At 56.2% G+C, this 20,256-nt stretch carries 17 protein-coding genes; 2 read left to right on the top strand and 15 right to left on the bottom strand.

Annotated elements, in window-relative coordinates:
• Positions 1-3: 3 nt before the first annotated feature.
• The 15 genes from SC318_RS08100 to mtnA all read right to left on the bottom strand — a co-directional run bounded on the left by SC318_RS08100 (position 4) and on the right by mtnA (position 18,051).
• Positions 4-1,167, bottom strand: a complete 1,164-nt coding sequence (locus SC318_RS08100) for an EpsG family protein (RefSeq protein ID WP_320430341.1) — start codon at positions 1,165-1,167, stop codon at positions 4-6.
• Positions 1,160-2,413, bottom strand: coding sequence for an oligosaccharide flippase family protein (locus SC318_RS08095; protein WP_320430340.1), 1,254 nt, complete (start codon positions 2,411-2,413; stop codon positions 1,160-1,162). Before SC318_RS08095 ends, SC318_RS08100 begins: the two co-directional genes overlap by 8 nt.
• Positions 2,414-2,560: 147 nt before the next feature.
• Positions 2,561-2,701: a hypothetical protein gene (locus SC318_RS08090; RefSeq protein ID WP_320430339.1), complete on the bottom strand. Its 141-nt coding sequence runs from the start codon at positions 2,699-2,701 to the stop codon at positions 2,561-2,563.
• Positions 2,702-2,847: 146 nt separating this feature from the next.
• Entirely contained in the window at positions 2,848-4,161 is a 1,314-nt protein-coding gene (locus tag SC318_RS08085) for a Wzz/FepE/Etk N-terminal domain-containing protein (protein ID WP_320430338.1), read from the bottom strand.
• A gap of 347 nt (positions 4,162-4,508) precedes the next feature.
• The gene (locus SC318_RS08080; protein WP_320430337.1) at positions 4,509-4,739 is read right to left on the bottom strand and encodes a lipopolysaccharide assembly protein LapA domain-containing protein; all 231 of its coding nucleotides are present in this window, start codon (positions 4,737-4,739) and stop codon (positions 4,509-4,511) included.
• A 24-nt stretch (positions 4,740-4,763) separates the two neighbouring features.
• Positions 4,764-5,060: an integration host factor subunit beta gene (gene ihfB, locus SC318_RS08075; RefSeq protein WP_003189779.1), complete on the bottom strand. Its 297-nt coding sequence runs from the start codon at positions 5,058-5,060 to the stop codon at positions 4,764-4,766.
• A gap of 132 nt (positions 5,061-5,192) precedes the next feature.
• The gene (locus SC318_RS08070; RefSeq protein ID WP_320430336.1) at positions 5,193-5,477 is read right to left on the bottom strand and encodes a hypothetical protein; all 285 of its coding nucleotides are present in this window, start codon (positions 5,475-5,477) and stop codon (positions 5,193-5,195) included.
• A 159-nt stretch (positions 5,478-5,636) separates the two neighbouring features.
• Positions 5,637-7,319 (bottom strand): 30S ribosomal protein S1, encoded by a 1,683-nt coding sequence (gene rpsA, locus SC318_RS08065; RefSeq protein ID WP_306492189.1) that lies wholly within the window; start codon positions 7,317-7,319, stop codon positions 5,637-5,639.
• Positions 7,320-7,438: 119 nt separating this feature from the next.
• Positions 7,439-8,128 (bottom strand): (d)CMP kinase, encoded by a 690-nt coding sequence (gene cmk, locus SC318_RS08060; RefSeq protein WP_320430335.1) that lies wholly within the window; start codon positions 8,126-8,128, stop codon positions 7,439-7,441.
• On the bottom strand, positions 8,125-10,335 hold the full coding sequence (locus tag SC318_RS08055; protein ID WP_320431200.1) for a bifunctional prephenate dehydrogenase/3-phosphoshikimate 1-carboxyvinyltransferase: 2,211 nt from the start codon (positions 10,333-10,335) through the stop codon (positions 8,125-8,127). The genes cmk and SC318_RS08055 overlap by 4 nt, the downstream gene beginning before the upstream one ends.
• A gap of 28 nt (positions 10,336-10,363) precedes the next feature.
• A complete protein-coding gene (hisC, locus tag SC318_RS08050) occupies positions 10,364-11,476 on the bottom strand; it encodes a histidinol-phosphate transaminase (RefSeq protein WP_320430334.1) in 1,113 nt (370 codons plus the stop codon).
• Between the two features lie 9 nt (positions 11,477-11,485).
• The gene (gene pheA / locus SC318_RS08045; protein WP_320430333.1) at positions 11,486-12,580 is read right to left on the bottom strand and encodes a prephenate dehydratase; all 1,095 of its coding nucleotides are present in this window, start codon (positions 12,578-12,580) and stop codon (positions 11,486-11,488) included.
• Complete coding sequence (gene serC / locus SC318_RS08040; RefSeq protein ID WP_320430332.1) at positions 12,580-13,665, bottom strand: 3-phosphoserine/phosphohydroxythreonine transaminase; 1,086 nt, start codon at positions 13,663-13,665, stop codon at positions 12,580-12,582. Before serC ends, pheA begins: the two co-directional genes overlap by 1 nt.
• A gap of 236 nt (positions 13,666-13,901) precedes the next feature.
• Positions 13,902-16,556 (bottom strand): DNA gyrase subunit A, encoded by a 2,655-nt coding sequence (gene gyrA, locus SC318_RS08035; RefSeq protein ID WP_320430331.1) that lies wholly within the window; start codon positions 16,554-16,556, stop codon positions 13,902-13,904.
• Between the two features lie 424 nt (positions 16,557-16,980).
• Positions 16,981-18,051, bottom strand: a complete 1,071-nt coding sequence (gene mtnA, locus SC318_RS08030; RefSeq protein WP_320430330.1) for an S-methyl-5-thioribose-1-phosphate isomerase — start codon at positions 18,049-18,051, stop codon at positions 16,981-16,983.
• Between the two features lie 109 nt (positions 18,052-18,160).
• Between mtnA and SC318_RS08025 the strand changes: the two genes are divergently transcribed.
• The gene (locus SC318_RS08025) at positions 18,161-19,492 is read left to right on the top strand and encodes a TRZ/ATZ family hydrolase (protein ID WP_320430329.1); all 1,332 of its coding nucleotides are present in this window, start codon (positions 18,161-18,163) and stop codon (positions 19,490-19,492) included.
• A gap of 64 nt (positions 19,493-19,556) precedes the next feature.
• Positions 19,557-20,255: a bifunctional 2-polyprenyl-6-hydroxyphenol methylase/3-demethylubiquinol 3-O-methyltransferase UbiG gene (ubiG, locus tag SC318_RS08020; protein WP_124385712.1), complete on the top strand. Its 699-nt coding sequence runs from the start codon at positions 19,557-19,559 to the stop codon at positions 20,253-20,255.
• Position 20,256: the final 1 nt, after the last annotated feature.

The raw sequence follows: 20,256 nt of genomic DNA, 5'->3' as shown, positions 1-20,256 counted from the left end.
CCGTCACTTCGACCATAGGACATCAAGTTGATTTAATAAGTCATCGGTTCGCTGCTGACCAGTTGAGTTGCTCTTATCAAAAAATATTTGGCTTTGATATGGAATATAAACAATAGATAGAGGGTTACTCAAGAAACGATAAAAGGGAATATAAGCCAAGAAACAAGTCACCATTAGAACCGCAAAGCGATCACGAGCATTAAAGCGCGCAAGAGAAGTAAAACTAATACCTACGGTAAAAATACAAAAGAAAAACTGATACCGCGTTGAAAACGTCGGAAAACCATACACAACCAAAGGGATAAGTATACCGAACATTGCTAAACGATGAATACTCGGCGACAACTTTGGATCAGATGATTCGAAATCCTGGCGCCGCCAGGACATGTATATCAATGCAAATATAATCGCCGAAACGCAAGCATAAACGCCCCGATAGAGCATCGAAGCATTATAAACATCTCGATCTAGGTAGATCATATACTTGGGATCCAAGTAGACAACTATTTGTTCGACGAAAGAGCGGACAACGTCTATCGACGAAAGGTAAAAGAAAACCGACAATGCAAAGAGAGTCAAAAATACATTTTTACTTAATTTTATTTTGAATGCCAAAGAAAATAAAATTAACGCTCCAACAACCGAGTAATGTAGAGATACAGCCAAACCGAAAATAAGCCATGATAAAAATCTTTTATTCTCCGCATAGTAACGCACCCCATAAAAAAATAAACTGGCAGCCAAACCCTGCCGTACGAGTGAAAAATAGGGGATCAAATAAAAATCAGGAATGGCAAAAATTATTGCCATAACCCAGAGGCGATAGTTCGGGAAGAAAAATCGTACAGCTGCAGCAACTAATATAACTTCTAAAATACTCACAATCGCTATAAATTGGTGAAACTTGAAGCCCATAGCCGAAAACATATGGACTAAAAGCTCGTAGCCAATTTCAAAATTAAGATTAAAGGATTCTCCTGCTGAAACATTGAAGAAATGGGCCTCGTAAACCGGCCAATCATAACCAGTCTCAAATTTCAGAGCCAAAAACAAGGTTAAAATACTGATCTGCATTACATAGAGGTAATCGACCTTTAAATTCCGAACCAGAATCGATATAAAGGCAAGTCCCCAGACAGCGAGGTATACTAAATTATAGTCAAACATTAGTTGTCTCAGCGTGCGGCGTTAACTTATCGGAAAATTTTAAAAACCAACACAACAACACCCCTAAGGAAAAAGCAGACTGAACAATATAGCCAAGCGCCATATTGGAAAACTCAAAATATCGAAAAGCCATTATTGAAAAACCAACATACATTAATGCTGTAATCACCTCATAGACAAGATAGAATAAAACCTTCTGTTTCGCTATAAAAACGTATAAGAACACCCAGGTGAGAACTTTTAGCGCATCGCCGATAACATATAAGTCAAGAACATTCGCTGCTGCGCTAAAATCCGCACCATATATAAGCCCAACAACTATTCCCGATAAAAGCCTTACACATACAACCATTAAAAATGCAAAGGCAATTGCAACCTTAAAAACCTTCCAAACCTCAAAAGTCAAATCTTCTCCATTAATGCTCGAATACCTCGGTAGCAATATAGTAGAAAACAATACACTCGCTATTCCGATGTAGATATCCGAAAGCCGGGTAGCGGAATACCAAAGGCCTGAAGCTGACACAGATACGTTATCCGAAATAAAGTACCTCAGATAAATTTGTCCACCGTATACTACGACAGCAGAAACCAACGCCATTAAGGAAAATTGCAGGAGTGTTTTTGCAATGGGTTTAAAATCTTCGAGATTACTTGAGCTTTTTATCCGACCCCATCCCCTGAAAAAAAACAGCAATGCCCCTCCCGCAATTACTGGAGCAAATACGACAGAATAAATAGCGCCTTCCAAGTGAAAATACACAGTAATGACAATCGTTGTAATCGAAGTCAAAAACGATAACGATATTGAATATAAAAAGTACAGACGGTAATTCTGGACCCCATTATAGTAAGAAACAAAAAGACTGTTAACACCGAGAAAAAAAGCTGCTAGCGGCAATGTAAGTAGTGCATAACGCCACTGCTTCCCAAAGAAAAAGTCGGATATTACGTCGACAAAAGCGGAGAAAACTAAAAACAAAATTGCGCTATACACCAACAAAAGAAAGAACGAACAAGCAATGACCTTTTCTTGCCGTACTTTACCTTCAGATACTAGCTTGACTACCCCTGTCGATGTTACCGAGGATGCCCCGGCGCTGGCAATTTGCAAAAAAGCTTGCAACTGGCCTAGTGCTGCCATGCCAGAAGGTCCTGCGTAATAGGCTATTACTTTTAGTGAGACGATGGAAAACATCAGCTTCGCAAGCGCCTGAGAACCAATATTGATTATGGACTTAATCATAGTACATTTCGCGACTCACACTACCCCAAGATACTCATTTATCCACCAGAAGGTGGCTAATTATTCTCAACATATGCTCCGATATGCCCCCGAATGAAAAAGAATCTCACCCTTCACAACATCGCAGTCCTTCAAACCTTCAGCGGGTTACGCCGATACCAAAATGCCTTCATCTACCTTTTCCGCAACAAAACCCAGCTTTCGATCATCAGACTCCAAAATGATACCGAGAGCAACGCCTCCTAAATTTAGCCATATAGAAATCGTCAAAAATTGACGCTTACCCATAAATGCCCCTTACCACCAATTTTAAAAAATTTCTTACCGGGATTATGATACACCTTATGGGCCGATTTTCCCTAATCGACGTCAACGAGTTATCAACTGCCCATAACTTTGATGACGCTGATGCTTCTTGAATGGTAAAAATGAGTTTATTGAAGACCGATTTGACATTGTTCGGCTAGTTTTATCGACTTACGAGCGGGGCGAATGATACTTATCAACAGCGCAAGAGCGACCCCCAAACAAATACCAATGAATAGCCCAGCCAAAACAATTAAACGTTTCTGTGGTTTAATAGGATACAACGGCTCAAGCGCTTCCTGATCTATAGCAACAAGCTTAAGTGCGCTCAAATCAATATTATTCAGGCTATTCAAACGTGCCATTTCTGCCCGCAGAGGTTCTATGCCGCTCAAAAAAAGATCTTCGTTTTCACGACGATTCAGCATTTCGATTTGCCGATTTTCTTTCAGCAGCTGTAATTCTCTAGCTATCTGGGCAATACGCCCTTCGGTAAAATCATCTGACTTTCGCTGCTTTAGGGCCGTACGCTCAGCTTCCAGCGTCTCAACACCCATAAAATAGAGGGGAATTTGTTGGTTATTGATTTCTGTGCGCATTACACTTGACGATCCTGAGTGATCAGATTCACTTAGGGCAGAAGGGGTGGTGGGCTTTTTTATGCCTAAAGACTTAGCAATGACAATTGCTTCATCTAGTTGAGCAATACGGTCAACACGTAGGGTCCTAAGCTGCAAACGAAGAGCTTTCAGTTCATCCTGTAACTGGGCTTGCTTAAGATTATCTGCCTCAAGCAATGTAGCAATTTTAGCTTCTTTATCGTTTTCGTAATTTGCGCGCGCAGCATCCAGCTTACCTTTTAGCTCCATCAACCGATTTTTAATAATTACATTCATATCAGCAGCAACTTGAGCCCTCTCGGCATCAATTGCATACTTTACGAAACCATTAAGAATAGCCACACCGTTGATACCTTTCGGATACGTCATCTCCAATCGAATATACGTACTCAATAAGTCTGACTTCTTAGGGTCCGGCAACACTACACTAATTGAGTTCCGATTAAACTCTTCAAAACTCTGCTCTAAGGTACGACCAGGCTGTTCGAATTTACTGAACAAATTTCGATTTTCTCGAAAAAAACCCAATCTAGTATCATAAGACTCCAGCGCAGCTCCAACTCTGGTCAGCGCTTCATTAGGTGGAAGCCTGTAGACCTCAGAGCGGTTCAGGGCGTCTAGTTCGTTGATCGCTGCGGGCCGCAAAACACTGCTGACTTGATATTCGGGCGTAACCCAGTAGGCATAGGCCACCGAAAGCAGCGTAATGCTAAAAGCTACGAACACGATCAGCTTTTTTTGTTGCCAGACAGCGTTGAAAATCACTGCTAGATCAATTTCGGCGGACGAAGAGTCCATGGGGACACGAAAGCTACTACTCACAACAAAAACCTGCCTTCAAAGAGAAACTGCGGGCTCGTTATGCAGACAAAATTGCGTATTTTTTATTTTAATTGGATAACCGCCAAAACCCAGCGTCTCTGCCAAATTTCGAGCGCACAAAATGCCTGTTATCGAGAACAGATTCCATTCTGCCATCTCTCTGGCATATTACAAGACTTGACATGTATGTCAGACAAATCTGACTTTTTGAGGAAGGCGTCGCAAAATAGGGGGGAAGCAACGTAGGCAGGGAGATCTGTAGACTGAGACCGTTTAGCACACTGGAATTTCTGACAAACGGTCTACCGTGCCACTCATTCGATCGCGTTGGCTAGTCGGACCATCCTCTATGCGATCGCCTTATGCCGACGCCTACGCACAACCACCCCCAACAGAGGCCCAATCAACATCCCCACAATCAAAGCCACCACCACAAACACCGCCACCGGCATCTGCGCAGTACTCCAACCCAGGAACGACAGCGCCACACCCTGCTGGTTCTCCAGCACAAATGCCAAGACCACCAACGCCGCAAACACTGCAATCAATACCGCCACAACGCGCTTAACACCACGCATATCCTTCTCCTACACCAAAAACACTCAGACGCCCTCTTCCTCTTCTTCGTTCACCCGATCACGCAATTCCTTGCCCGGCTTGAAGTGGGGAACGAACTTGCCGTCGAGGCTGACGGATTGGCCGGTTTTGGGGTTGCGGCCTACGCGCGGGGCGCGGTAGTGGAGGGAGAAGCTGCCGAAGCCGCGGATTTCGATGCGATCTCCGGTGGCCAGGCATTGGGACATTTGCTCGAGCATGGTCTTGATAGCCAACTCCACATCCTTGGATGAGAGCAGCCCTTGATGGGTGACAATTCGTTCGATCAACTCCGACTTCGTCATATTTTTCCCTTCTTTTTCAAGCAGCTAGGAAAAGCGCTCCGAAGGTTTTAGCACGAGTTGATGAATTTGAACAGCCCGTATAACAACTTATTTTCTGGCTGGATAAACACCATCTACCCAAGCCTAAGCACATCATTTGCAGATCACCAGCATGGTGCGTGTTACCGCGCCGGCAGGATTCCAGCCGAACGGGAAGTCCCCTTCTTCATCGGCCGCATCGCTGGAACGAGTGATGACTTTGTAACCCTGCATCTTGCACTCGCGAGCGGCGCGCTTCTCGCATTTCTCCCACTTGTTGCCAAGCCCAGAGCAGTCGACCTCAATGCCGCTGACACCTCGCTTGACGTGGGTCTTGGCGCTGGTGCTTGAGCAACCCGCGAGTATCGCTAACGCGAGTACAACGAGAATCCTGTTCATTTAAACCCTTATTAAATCAGTAACGCGAATTGTCTTTTTAAAGACTATAGCCAGTTCTGACCGCGGGCTGAATGCCTTGGTTCGGCGTTGTTGATTCATCAAATTTCAGGCACAAAAAAGGGCGACCGAAGTCGCCCTTTCTCTACAGCTTTACAGAACTTAGTTCTGCTTAGCCATTGCCTGGCGCAGCAGTGCCGCCATGGTGGTATCAGCAGCTGCTTCCGGAGCTTCTTTCAGGCTCTGGATAGCTTCCTTCTCTTCCACTTCGTCTTTCGACTTGATGGAAAGTTGGATTACGCGGCTCTTGCGGTCAACGCTGATGATCTTGGCTTCTACTTCCTGGCCTTCTTTCAGAACGTTGCGCGCGTCTTCAACGCGGTCACGGCTGATTTCGGAGGCTTTCAGAGTCGCTTCGATATCGTCGGCCAGAGTGATGATGGCGCCTTTGGCGTCAACTTCTTTCACTGTACCTTTAACGATGGCGCCTTTGTCGTTCTCTTGAACGTATTCGGAGAACGGATCGCTTTCCAGTTGCTTGATGCCCAGGGAGATGCGCTCGCGCTCTGGGTCAACCGACAGGATAACGGTGTCCAGCTCGTCGCCCTTCTTGAAACGACGAACAGCTTCTTCGCCAACTTCGTTCCAGGAGATGTCGGACAGGTGAACCAGGCCGTCGATGCCGCCGTCCAGACCAATGAAGATACCGAAATCGGTGATCGACTTGATGGTGCCGGAGATTTTATCGCCCTTGTTGAACTGGCCAGAGAAATCTTCCCATGGGTTAGATTTGCACTGCTTGATGCCCAGGGAGATACGACGACGCTCTTCGTCGATGTCCAGAACCATAACTTCCACTTCGTCGCCGACTTGTACGACTTTCGAAGGGTGGATGTTCTTGTTGGTCCAGTCCATTTCGGAAACGTGTACCAGGCCTTCAACGCCTTCTTCCAGCTCAGCGAAGCAGCCGTAGTCGGTCAGGTTGGTAACACGTGCAGTAACACGAGTGCCTTCTGGGTAACGGGCTTTGATAGCGACCCATGGATCTTCACCCAGCTGCTTCAGGCCCAGGGAAACACGGTTGCGTTCGCGATCGTATTTCAGAACCTTGACATCGATCTCGTCGCCAACGTTGACGATTTCGGAAGGATGCTTGATACGCTTCCAAGCCATGTCGGTAATGTGCAGCAGGCCATCGACGCCACCCAGATCGACGAATGCGCCGTAATCGGTGAGGTTCTTGACGATACCTTTGACTTGTTGGCCTTCCTGCAGGGATTCCAGCAGAGCTTCACGCTCGGCGGAGTTCTCTGCTTCCAGCACGCTGCGACGGGAAACGACAACGTTGTTGCGCTTCTGGTCGAGCTTGATGACTTTGAATTCGAGTTCTTTGCCTTCCAGGTGCGTGGTATCGCGCACTGGACGAACGTCGACCAAAGAACCTGGCAGGAACGCACGGATGCCGTTAACGTCGACAGTGAAGCCGCCTTTAACCTTACCGTTGATAACGCCCTTGACCACTTCTTCAGCTGCGAAGGCTGCTTCGAGAACAATCCAGCATTCAGCGCGCTTGGCTTTTTCACGGGACAGCTTGGTTTCACCGAAACCGTCTTCAACCGAGTCCAGAGCAACGTGAACTTCGTCACCGACATTGATTGTCAGATCACCAGCATCGTTGTAGAACTGTTCCAGCGGGATCAGAGCTTCAGACTTCAGACCAGCGTGAACGGTTACCCAGCGAGCTTGGTAATCGATATCAACGATAACACCGGTGATGATGGAGCCTGCCTGAAGGTTCAGGGTTTTTAGGCTTTCTTCAAAGAGTTCCGCAAAGCTTTCGCTCATTTTAATTCCTGTTGATAAGGGCGAAGAATACGCCCATCTCCACACCCCAGACGGCGTGGGTCAGTTTCAATTAAAAGAAGCACCGCAGGACTATGACTGGTCCCCTGCAGCCTTCTTGGTCACCCGGCGATATCGCGAATTGCGATCTCGCTCATGATGCGTTGCAACACCTGCTCGATGGACAACTCCGTGGAATCCAGCTGTATGGCGTCAGCCGCCGGCTTGAGCGGGGCTACCGCACGCTGGGTATCACGCTCATCGCGTGCACGGATCTCATCTAGCAGACTCGACAGACTAACACCATCGACTTTGCCCTTCAACTGCAAGTAGCGGCGACGGGCACGCTCCTCGGCGCTGGCGGTCAGGAAAATCTTCAGCGGTGCCTCGGGAAACACCACGGTGCCCATGTCGCGGCCATCGGCCACCAGGCCTGGCGGCTCCTGAAACGCGCGCTGGCGCTGCAGCAACGCTTCACGCACTGCCGGCAGAGCCGCCACTTGAGAAGCGCCGGCACCGATACTCTCGGTGCGAATCACATCACTGACCTCATCCCCTTCAAGAATGATGCGCTGCAATTGACCGTCGGTCGCCGCGATGAATTGCACATCCAGATGGGCGGCGATTTTGGTCAGCAACTCTTCGTTGGTCAGGTCGACGCCATGGTTGTGCGCGGCGAACGCCAGCAGGCGATACAGCGCGCCCGAATCCAGCAGGCACCAGCCCAGGCGCTTGGCCAGGATGCCAGCGATCGTGCCTTTGCCCGAGCCGCTTGGCCCGTCGATGGTAATCACCGGTGCTTTGATATTCACAATTGAGCCTCTTGGGCTACACGCATGCCGACGTGGGCACACAGTGTAAGAAAATTCGGAAAAGATGTAGCGACGTTGGCACAGTCATGGATACGAATCGGCGCCGCCGCCTGCAGGGACGCCACGCTGAATGCCATGGCAATCCGGTGATCACCCTGGGCATCTACGTCGCCACCGCCTATCGGGCCACCGTCAATGATAATCCCATCAGGCGTCGGTTCACACTTCACACCCAGCGCCAACAGACCGTCGGCCATGACCTGGATTCGATCGGACTCCTTCACTCGCAGCTCCTCGGCACCGCGCAGTACGGTTCGCCCCTGCGCGCAGGCGGCGGCAACGAACAGTACCGGGAACTCGTCGATCGCCAAGGGCACCAGCGCCTCGGGAATCTCGATACCCTTGAGTACCGCGGCGCGCACCCGCAAGTCCGCAACCGGCTCGCCGCCCACTTCGCGAGGGTTTTCCAAGGTGATATCCGCCCCCATCAGGCGCAGGATATCGATCACCCCGGTGCGGGTCGGATTGATACCGACATGCTCCAGCAACAACTCGGAACCCTCGGCAATAGTTGCCGCCACCAGGAAAAATGCCGAAGAGGAAATATCTCCCGGTACTTCTATATGGGTAGCGGTCAGCCCATGCCCGGACTCAACCGACGCCGTCGCGCCCTGCACCACCACCGGATAACCAAAACCGCGCAACATACGCTCGGTGTGGTCCCGAGTCGGTGCAGGTTCGGTGAGCGAGGTTTTGCCTTCGGCGTAGAGTCCGGCCAACAACAGGCAGGATTTCACCTGGGCGCTGGCCATTGGCAGTACATAATTCAAGCCTTTGAGCGCCTGGCCACCGCGAATGGTCAGCGGAGGGCGCCCTTGCGGCCCGGTCTCGATCACCGCGCCCATTTCCTGCAGCGGCTTGGCCACGCGACTCATCGGGCGCCTGGACAGCGACGCATCGCCGGTCAGTACGCTGTCGAAGCTTTGCGCCGCCAGCAAACCGGACAACAGGCGCATGGACGTACCGGAATTGCCCAGATAGATCGGCCCAGGCGCAGGCTTCAAGCCGTGCAAGCCCACACCATGAATGGTCACTCGACCATGGTGCGGCCCTTCAATCACCACACCCATGTCGCGAAAGGCCTGCAAGGTCGCCAAAGCGTCCTCACCTTCAAGAAAACCTTCGACTTCGGTGACGCCATCGGCCAATGAGCCCAGCATGATCGACCGATGGGAGATCGACTTGTCACCCGGCACCCGAATGCGCCCGCTCAAGCGGCCACCGGGGCTGGCGATGAAGGTCAGGTCATCGGCGTTCACTGCGGTTTCCATATAGGCACGGCGCGCCAGGATCTTGCTGAAGTGTTCACGCGCCACCCGCGCGCGGGTGAACACGCCCAATAGTTGATGACCATCGCCCGCATCCACCGCATCGCGCAGGGCATCGAGGTCGCTGCGGAAGGTGTCCAGGGTGCGCAACACCGCTTCGCGGTTGGCGAGGAAGATGTCGTGCCACATCACCGGATCGCTGCCGGCAATGCGCGTAAAATCGCGAAAACCACCGGCGGCATAGCGGAAAATCTCCAGGTTTTCGTTGCGCTTGGCCAACGAATCCACCAGGCCGAATGCCAGCAAATGCGGCAGATGACTGGTGGCCGCGAGCACTTCGTCGTGACGCTCGACCTGCATGTGCTCCACATCAGCACCCAGCTCACGCCACAGGCGATCCACCACGGCCAGCGCCGCAGGGTCGGTCTGCGCGTGCGGCGTCAGAATCACTTTGTGCCGGCGAAACAGCTGCGCATTGGACGCCTCCACCCCGCTCTGCTCGGAACCGGCAATCGGATGACCCGGCACGAAGCGCGGCGGCATCTGGCCAAACGCCAGTTGCGCCGCGCGCACCACGTTGCCCTTGGCACTGCCGACATCCGTAAGGATCGCGCCGCCCAACTCCAGGCCGGCCAGAATCGCCAAAAGCTTTTCCATGGCCAGAATCGGCACGGCCAACTGAATCACGTCGGCGCCCTGGCAAGCGATGGCCAGATCCGCCTCACAGCGGTCCACCACCCCCAGCTCCACCGCCAACTTACGTGATTGCGGGTCCAGGTCCACACCTACCACTTCACCACACAGGCCGCTCTCGCGCAGGCCTTTGGCGAAGGAACCACCGATCAACCCGAGACCGACCACCACCAGGCGACCGATCATAGGCACAGCAGGTTGCAATGCAGTGACATCAACCACGGGCCAGAACCTTGGCCAACGCCTCCAGGAAGCGGCTGTTCTCGGCCGGCAAGCCGATGGTGACACGCAGGTGGTTGGGCATGCCGTAATTGGCCACCGGGCGCACGATCACGCCTTCGCGCAGCAAGCCCTGGAACACCGGTGCAGCTTCCTTGCCGAGGTCGACGCAAATGAAGTTGCCCTTGGACGCAATCCAGCCCAGGCCCAGCTCGCGAACGCCTTCCTGCAACTGCTGCATGCCGCTTTCGTTGAGGCGACGGCTTTCTGCCAGGTAGTCGGCATCCTTGAGCGCCGCACAGGCCGCCGCCAAAGCGAGACTGTTGACGTTGAACGGCTGACGCACGCGGTTCAGCACATCGGCGACTATCGCCGTGGACAAGCCATAGCCAACCCGCAGCGACGCCAGGCCGTAGGCCTTGGAGAACGTGCGCGACACCAGCAGATTCGGGTAGGTCGCCAGGAAGTCCAGACCATCGGGCAGGTCGCCGCCTTCGGCGTACTCGATGTAGGCCTCGTCCAGCACCACCAGCACGTGCTCGGGCACCGCTTGCAGGAAGTCGTGCAGCGCCCGCGCGTCGAACCAGGTGCCGGTGGGGTTGTTCGGGTTGGCGATGAACACCACGCGCGTCTGCGCGTCGATGGCCGCCAGCATCGCGGGCAGGTCATGGCCCCAGTCTTTTGCCGGGATAACCCGGGCATCCGCGCCTACGGCCTGGGTAACGATCGGGTAGACCGCGAATGCGTGTTCACTGAACACGGCATTCAGGCCCGGCGCCAGATAGGCGCGACCGACCAGCTCAAGGATGTCGTTGGAGCCGTTGCCCAGGGTCACCTGGCTCAGCTCCACCCGGCATTTCTGCGCCAGCAGGGACTTGAGGGCAAAGCCATTGCCATCGGGATAACGCGTCAGCTCAGCCAGCTCTTCGCGAATCGCCGCCAGCACCTTGGGACTTGGGCCCAGCGGGTTCTCGTTGCTGGCCAGCTTGACGATTTTTGCCGGGTCCAGATTCAACTCGCGCGCCAACTCGTCCACAGGCTTGCCCGGAACGTAAGGCGACAGTTGTTGCACGCCCGGCTGCGCCAGGGCGAGGAAGTTGCCACTCATGTTAAAGCCTCACAAAACCGCTTTCGGGTAAGAGCCCAGCACCTTGAGTGCCACGGCCTCCTGGCTGATTTTCTCCAGCACACCTTTGACCAGTGGGTCGCGGTGATGCCCGACGAAGTCGATAAAGAACACGTAGGTCCATTTACCGCTGCGCGAAGGACGCGTCTCGATGCGCGTCAGGTCGATCCCGTTGTCATGGAACGGCACCAGCAGTTCATGCAGCGCGCCCGGCTTGTTGCTCATGGACACGATGATCGACGTCTTGTCATCGCCAGTGGGCGGCACTTCCTGGCTACCGATCATCAAAAAGCGCGTGGAGTTGTCCGGACGGTCCTCGATTTTCTCGGCCAGGCGCGTCAGGCCATACAGGCCCGCCGCCATATCACCGGCAATCGCCGCCGAATTCCACTCGCCCTTGACCCGCTTGGCCGCTTCGGCATTGCTGGCGACCGCCACGCGCTCGACATTCGGGTAATGCGCATCCAGCCACTTGCGGCACTGGGCCAGCGACTGGGCGTGGGAGTAGATACGGCTGATGCTGTCGGTCTTGGTGTTCTCGCCCACCAGCAAGTGGTGGTGGATGCGCAGTTCGACTTCGCCACAGATGACCATGTCGTGCTCGAGAAAGCTGTCCAGCGTGTGGTTGACCGCACCTTCGGTGGAGTTTTCCACCGGCACCACGCCGAAATTCACCGCACCGGCCGCCACTTCGCGGAACACTTCGTCGATGGCCGCCATCGGCTTGCTGATCACGGCATGGCCAAAATGCTTCATGGCAGCCGCTTGGGTGAAGGTGCCTTCCGGGCCGAGGTAAGCCACTTTCAGCGGCTGCTCGAGGGCCAGGCACGAGGACATGATTTCACGGAACAACCGCGCCATCTCTTCGTTACCCAGCGGGCCCTTGTTGCGTTCCATCACACGCTTGAGCACCTGGGCTTCACGCTCGGGCCGGTAGAACACCGGCACCTCACCTTCCGCCAGGGACGCCATCTTCACCCGCGCCACTTCCTGGGCGCAGCGTGCGCGCTCACTGATCAGCTCCAGAACTTTCTCGTCCAGGCTGTCGATGCGTACACGCAGGGCCTTGAGTTCTTGCTCAGACATTAGCCGTGTTCCTTTTCGAACTCTGCCATGTAGGCAACCAGCGCGTTGATCGCGTGGATGTCGACAGCGTTATAGATGGAGGCTCGCATGCCGCCGACCGAACGGTGGCCCTTGAGGTTCAGCAGGCCACGCTCGTCGGCGCCGGCCAGGAATGGCTTGTCCAGACGGTCGTCAGCCAGGCGGAACGGCACGTTCATCCACGAGCGATCGGTCAGGTTGATCGGGTTGCTGTACAGGCCGCTGGCGTCGATGAAGTCATACAGCGTGCGCTTTTTAACTTCGTTGAGCTTGCCAATGGCAGCCACGCCGCCCTGCTCCTTGAGCCATTCGAACACCAGGCCCGACAGGTACCAGGCGAACGCCGGCGGGGTGTTGTACATCGAGCCATTATCGGCCGCGACCTTGTAGTTGAGCATGGTCGGGCACACCGAACGGGCGCGGCCCAACAGGTCTTCGCGAATGATGTTGACCAGGATGCCGCTCGGGCCGATGTTTTTCTGCGCACCGGCGTAGATCATGCCGTATTTGGACACATCGATCGGGCGCGAGAGGATGTCCGAAGACATGTCGCACACCAACGGCACGTCGCCGACTTGCGGCACCCAATCGAATTGCAGGCCACCGATGGTTTCGTTGGCGACGTAGTGCACGTAGGCCGCGTCCTTCGACAACTTCCATTCGTTCTGACCGGGAATGGCGAAGTAGTCGTGAGGCTTGGCGGTGCCTGCCACGTTGACATGGCCGTAGCGGGAGGCCTCTTCAATGGCCTTCTGCCCCCAGATACCGGTGTCGATATAGTCGGCCGTGCCGCCTTCCGGCAGCAGGTTCAGCGGGATCTGGGCGAACTGCTGGCTCGCGCCGCCCTGCAGGAACAGCACTTTGTAGTTGGACGGGATGCCCAGCAAGTCGCGCAGGTCCTGCTCGGCCTTGGTGGCGATGGAGACGAACTCATCACTGCGATGGCTCATTTCCATCACGGAGAGGCCTTTTCCATGCCAGTCGAGGAGTTCAGTCTGCGCGCGCTGCAGGACTGCTTCAGGAAGCGCCGCGGGACCGGCACAGAAGTTATAGGCTCTCTTGCTCACATCCAATCTCACTCTGGTCTGGTCTGGTGGTAGTCACGCAAACATATCAGCCGACACCGGATCCCGGGTGGGAGCGGGCTTGCTCGCGAAAGCGGTGGGTCAGTCAGCTTATGTGCCGCTGACACTCCGCAATCGGGAGCAAGCCCCCTCCCACAGTTGGATTTTCATCGCTGTCGATATTTCCATCCGGACAAACAACAAGGGGGCGAATCTTCATCCGCCCCCTGTGTGTCCGCTTATTCCTGCGGTTCTTCTTCGTCTGCGGCAGCATCGAGGGTTGGCTCGTCGACGTTGTCATCGCCGGTTGCGATCACCTCGTCGTCAAATTCCTCGCCTTCGAGCTCTTCACCTTCGACTTCCGAAGGCTCCTGCACACGTTCCAGGCCGACCAGTTTTTCGTCCTTGGCCAGCTTGATCAAGGTCACGCCCTGGGTGTTACGGCCCAGGCTCGACACTTCTGCCACACGAGTACGTACCAGGGTGCCCTGGTCGGAAATCAGCATGATTTCCTCGCCGTCGAGCACCTGCACCGCGCCGACCAGACGGCCGTTGCGGTCGTTGCTGACCATGGCGATCACGCCCTGGCCGCCACGCTTGTACTCCGGGAACTCGCTGATGGCGGTGCGCTTGCCGTAGCCACGCTCGGAAGCGGTGAGGATCTGGCTGCCTTCTTCCGGGATCAGCATGGAAATCAGCTTCTGCCCTTCTGGCAGGCGCATGCCGCGTACACCGCGGGCAGTACGGCCCATGGCGCGCACGTCGGATTCCTTGAAGCGGGTGACCTTGCCGCCGTCGGAGAACAGCATCACTTCGCGCTCGCCGTCGGTAATGGCTGCCGAGATCAGCACATCGCCTTCATCCAGCTCCAGGGCGATCAGGCCCACGCTGCGTTGGCGGCTGAAGGATTCCAGCGGGGTCTTCTTCACGGTGCCTTTGGCGGTGGCCATGAAGATGAAGTGACCTTCGGTGTATTCCTCGACCGGCAGCATGGTGGTGATGTATTCATCACTGTCCAGCGGCAGCAGGTTGACCAGTGGGCGACCACGGGCAGCACGGGAGGCTTCAGGAATCTCGTAGGTCTTCAGCCAGTACACCTTGCCCTTGCTGGAGAACAGCAGCAGCGTGGTGTGGCTGTTGGCGACCAGCAGGTGAGCGATGTAGTCCTCATCCTTCACGCCGGTAGCCGATTTGCCTTTGCCGCCACGACGCTGGGCCTGGTAGGCCGCCAGTGGCTGGGTCTTGGCATAGCCGCCGTGGGAGATGGTCACCACGCGTTCTTCTTCCGGGATCATGTCACCCAGGGTCAGGTCGAGGCGTGCATCGAGGATTTCGGTGCGACGCACGTCGCCGTATTCGGCGCGGATCACTTCGAGTTCTTCGCGGATCACTTCCATCAGGCGCACGGCGCTGCTGAGGATGCGGATCAACTCGCCGATCTGGTTGAGGATCTCCTGATACTCGGCCAGCAGCTTCTCGTGCTCCAGACCGGTGAGGCGGTGCAGACGCAGTTCCAGGATGGCCTGGGCCTGTTCAGGCGAGAGGAAGTACTTGCCTTCGCGCAGACCGTATTGCGGGTCCAGGGTCTCCGGACGGCACGAGTCGGCGCCGGCACGTTCAACCATGGCCACCACGGCGCTGGATTCCCAAGGCGTGCTGATCAGCGCTTCCTTGGCTTCCGACGGGGTTGGCGAGGCTTTGATCAGGGCGATCACCGGGTCGATGTTCGACAGCGCAACCGCCTGGCCTTCCAGGATGTGGCCGCGCTCGCGGGCCTTGCGCAGTTCGAACACGGTACGGCGGGTGACCACTTCGCGACGGTGACGCACGAAGGCTTCCAGCAGATCCTTGAGGTTCAGGATGCGCGGGCGACCGTCGATCAGTGCGACAACGTTGATACCAAACACGCTTTGCAGTTGGGTCTGGGCGTAGAGGTTGTTGAGGATCACCTCAGGCACTTCGCCACGGCGCAGCTCGATCACCACACGCATACCGTCTTTGTCGGACTCGTCGCGCAGCTCGGTGATGCCTTCGAGCTTCTTCTCCTTGACCAGCTCGGCGATCTTCTCGATCAGGCGCGCCTTGTTCAGCTGGTACGGGAGTTCGGTGATGACGATCTGCTGGCGGCCACCGACCTTGTCGATGTCTTCGATCATCGAGCGGGCGCGCATGTAAATGCGGCCACGGCCGGTGCGGTAGGCTTCGATGATGCCGGCGCGACCGTTGATGATCGCAGCGGTCGGGAAGTCCGGGCCGGGGATGTATTGCATCAGCTCATCGACGGTCAGCTCCGGGTTATCGATGAGGGCCAGGCAACCGTCGATGACTTCACCGAGGTTGTGCGGCGGGATGTTGGTCGCCATGCCCACGGCGATACCGCTGGAACCGTTGACCAGCAGGTTGGGGATCTTGGTAGGCATGACAGCCGGGATCATTTCGGTGCCGTCGTAGTTCGGCACCCAGTCCACGGTTTCTTTGTGCAGGTCGGCCAGCAGCTCGTGCGCCAGCTTGGTCATGCGCACTTCGGTGTATCGCATGGCCGCGGCGTTGTCGCCGTCGACCGAACCGAAGTTGCCCTGGCCGTCTACCAGCAGGTAGCGCAGGGAAAACGGCTGGGCCATCCGAACGATGGTGTCGTACACCGCAGTGTCGCCGTGAGGGTGATACTTACCGATCACGTCACCGACAACACGGGCAGATTTCTTGTACGGCTTGTTCCAGTCGTTACCCAGCTCGCTCATCGCGAACAGCACACGCCGGTGCACGGGCTTCAAGCCATCGCGCGCATCAGGCAGTGCCCGACCGACAATTACGCTCATCGCGTAGTCGAGGTAGGACTGTTTCAGCTCGTCTTCGATATTGACCGGGAGGATTTCTTTGGCCAGTTCGCCCATGAGAAGCCTGATTCCTTTTTCGGGTGAAACCTCGTCACATCCATATGGGACGAACGAAGCTCGCCGCTGCCGGCACGGTGCCTGACAACGACTTACGACAAATCAACGAGTTATGACACGGATCTGCACGTTATGGGCAACCCCTGGGGGCGGCCCTGGAAACCGCCGGATGTTATCACAATCGCCGCCACGCACCTATCCCCCTGATGCGCATGGAGGATAGTAATTTGATGAATGACAGGCTTGAGGGGGACGAGAGAGGCTCAGAGGTGGGGTGGTGCTGTTTTTTGGGGGTAAATCCGAGGGGTTCATTGACTTTGAGGGCCAATCGGGGGCGAGCCCCCTCCCACACGTTGAATGTGTTCACAAATCAAATGTTGGAGGGGGCTTGCCCCCGATAGCAATTTCATCAGCGACACAGCCGTTAATGCAGCCGCTTACGGCACATCAACCTGGCCAACTTGGCCGCATCCGGCCGCTCCACCACGCCTTTCTCGGTAACGATCACATCGATCAGATCGGCCGGAGTGACATCGAAAACCGGATTGAAGGCCTGCACCTCCAGCCGCTGGCCATTGATCTCCAGCAACTCACCCACATCACGCTCTTCCAGGGCAACATCATCGCCAGTGGCTATCATCAGATCGAGGGTCGAGCTCGACGCCACCACCATGAAGCGCACGCCGTGGTGCATCGCACACACCGCCAACTGATAGGTGCCGATCTTGCTGATCACGTCACCATTGGCCGCGATGCAGTCAGCGCCGACGACCACCCACGTCACGCCTTTGGTCTTGAGGATGTGCGCCCCGGCGGAGTCGGCATTGACCGTCACCGGGATGCCCTCGCCCGCCAGTTCCCACGCCGTCAGGCGCGAGCCTTGCAGCCAGGGACGGGTTTCGTTGGCATAAACCTGCTCGACCAGCCCCTCCAGGAACGCCGCGCGGATCACCCCGAGGGCCGTGCCAACACCACCCGAGGCCAACGCACCGGCATTGCCATGCGTGAGGATCGCCTGGGCATTGCCTTGATGCTTGCGAATCCGCTCCATGCCCAACTGGGCCATGACGACATTGGCTTCGCGGTCGCTTTCATGGATGGCGATGGCTTCGGCTTCCAGCACCGCCAACGGATCGGCGTGCGGCTTCAGACGGTCGAGGCGATCGCGCATGCACTTGAGCGCCCAGAACAGGTTCGCGGCAGTGGGACGGCTATCGGCCAGCAATGCGTAGTCTTCTTCCCACGCCGCTTGCCAGTCGCCGCCTTCAGCCATGTGCTCGCGAGCAGCCAGCACCAGGCCATAGGCGGCGCTGATGCCGATGGCCGGCGCGCCGCGCACCACCATCGAGCGAATGGCGGCGGCCACCTCGCCTGCGGTCGAGCAGACCACCCAACGTTCAAGGGCCGGCAGCGCGCGCTGATCGAGCAGGTGCAGCACGCCATCACGCCACTCGATGGCCTTCACCTTCTCTGCAGCCAACAGTCGGTCGCGCATCCCTTACCCCGTACTCATGAACAAAAGCCGCCGATTATAGCGATCCGCCAGCCAGGACGCTCGGGTATACTTCGCCCTTCTTTTATAGCTGCCCAGGAAGAAGCCTGCGATGACGCCTACTGCCGCCCCGCTCGACTTATTGCTCCTGCCGACCTGGCTGGTCCCCGTCGAACCCGCCGGCGTGGTGCTCAAGGAGCACGGCCTGGGTATCCGCGACGGCTGCATCGTGTTTATCGGACCGCGTGCGGCGGCACTCAAGCTTGAGGCCAGCGAAGTGCGCGAGCTGCCCGGCATGTTGCTCAGCCCGGGCCTGATCAACGCCCACGGGCATGCGGCGATGAGCCTGTTTCGGGGCCTGGCCGATGACCTGCCGCTGATGACGTGGCTGGAAAAACACATCTGGCCCGCCGAGGCCAAGTGGGTCGATGAAGCCTTCGTGCGCGACGGCACCGATCTGGCCATCGCCGAGCAGCTCAAGGGCGGCATCACCTGCTTCTCCGACATGTATTTCTACCCCAAGGTCGCCAGCGATTGCGTGCATAAAAGCGGCATGCGCGCGCAGATCGCCATCCCGATCCTCGACTTCCCGATTCCCGGCGCCAGCAGCGCCGATGAGGCGATTCGCCAGGGCATCGAGCTGTTCGGCGACCTCAAGCATCATCCGCGCATCAAGATCACCTTCGGCCCCCACGCGCCTTACACCGTGAACGATGACAACCTGGAAAAGATCCGGATCATCGCCGAAGAGCTGGACGCTGCCATTCATATGCATGTGCACGAGACCGCCTTCGAAGTGCAACAAGCCGTGGAACAGACCGGCGAGCGGCCATTGGCCCGCCTCGGTCGCCTTGGTTTGCTGGGCCCGCGCTTCCAGGCGGTTCATATGACCCAAATCAGCGAGGATGACCTGGCTTTGCTGGTAGAAAGCAACACCAGCGTCATCCATTGCCCGGAATCGAACCTGAAACTGGCCAGCGGCTTTTGCCCGGTGGAGCGCCTGTGGCAGGCTGGCGTCAACGTGGCCATCGGCACCGACGGCGCCGCCAGCAACAATGACCTGGACCTGCTCGGCGAAACCCGTACGGCAGCGATGCTGGCCAAGGCGGTCGCAGGTTCGGCGACCGCACTGGATGCCCACCGTGCCCTGCGCATGGCGACGCTCAACGGGGCCAGGGCCATGGGCCTGGAACAGCAGATTGGCTCACTGGAAGTGGGTAAAGCTGCGGACATCGTGGCGTTTGATCTTTCCGGCCTGGCGCAACAACCGATCTACGATCCGGTCTCACAACTTATCTATGCCACCGGACGCGACTGCGTGAAACACCTTTGGGTCGCGGGCAAGCAACTGCTCGACGACCGACAATTGACCCGCATGGACGAACCCCAGTTGACCGCCACGGCCATTGCCTGGGGTCAACGCATCAGCGGGCACAGCGAATAACGCCGCGGCTGAACCGGTGCGTTCAGCCGCGACAAACCGACTTATCAGATTCAGAGGATTCACCATGAGCAACGTCGACCACGCCGAAATCGCCAAATTCGAAGCCCTGGCCCACCGCTGGTGGGACCGTGAAAGCGAGTTCAAGCCCCTGCACGACATCAACCCGCTGCGGGTCAACTGGATTGACGAACGCGTCAACCTGGCCGGCAAGAAAGTGCTGGATGTGGGTTGCGGCGGCGGTATCCTCAGCGAAGCCATGGCCCTGCGTGGCGCTACCGTGATGGGCATCGACATGGGCGAAGCGCCGCTGGCCGTGGCCCAGTTGCACCAGCTGGAATCCGGCGTGAGCGTCGAATACCGCCAGATCACCGCCGAAGCCCTGGCCGAGGAAATGCCCGAGCAATTCGACGTGGTCACCTGCCTGGAAATGCTCGAGCACGTGCCGGACCCGTCCTCGGTGATTCGCGCTTGCTTTCGCATGGTCAAGCCAGGCGGCCAGGTGTTCTTCTCCACCATCAACCGCAACCCCAAGGCTTACCTGTTCGCGATCATCGGCGCCGAATACATCATGAAGCTGCTGCCGCGCGGCACCCACGACTTCAAGAAATTCATCCGCCCCTCCGAGCTGGGTGCCTGGAGCCGCCAGGCCGGCCTCACCGTCAAAGACATCATCGGCCTGACCTACAACCCGCTGACCAAGCACTACAAGCTGGCCAACGATGTTGACGTCAACTACATGATCCAGACCCTGCGCGAGGAGTAAG

It is taken from the genome of Pseudomonas sp. MUP55, from assembly GCF_034043515.1.
Taxonomy (GTDB): Bacteria; Pseudomonadota; Gammaproteobacteria; order Pseudomonadales; family Pseudomonadaceae; genus Aquipseudomonas.
The sequence above is the reverse complement of the archived record's forward strand: the minus strand, read 5'-3'. Positions and strand labels throughout refer to the sequence as shown.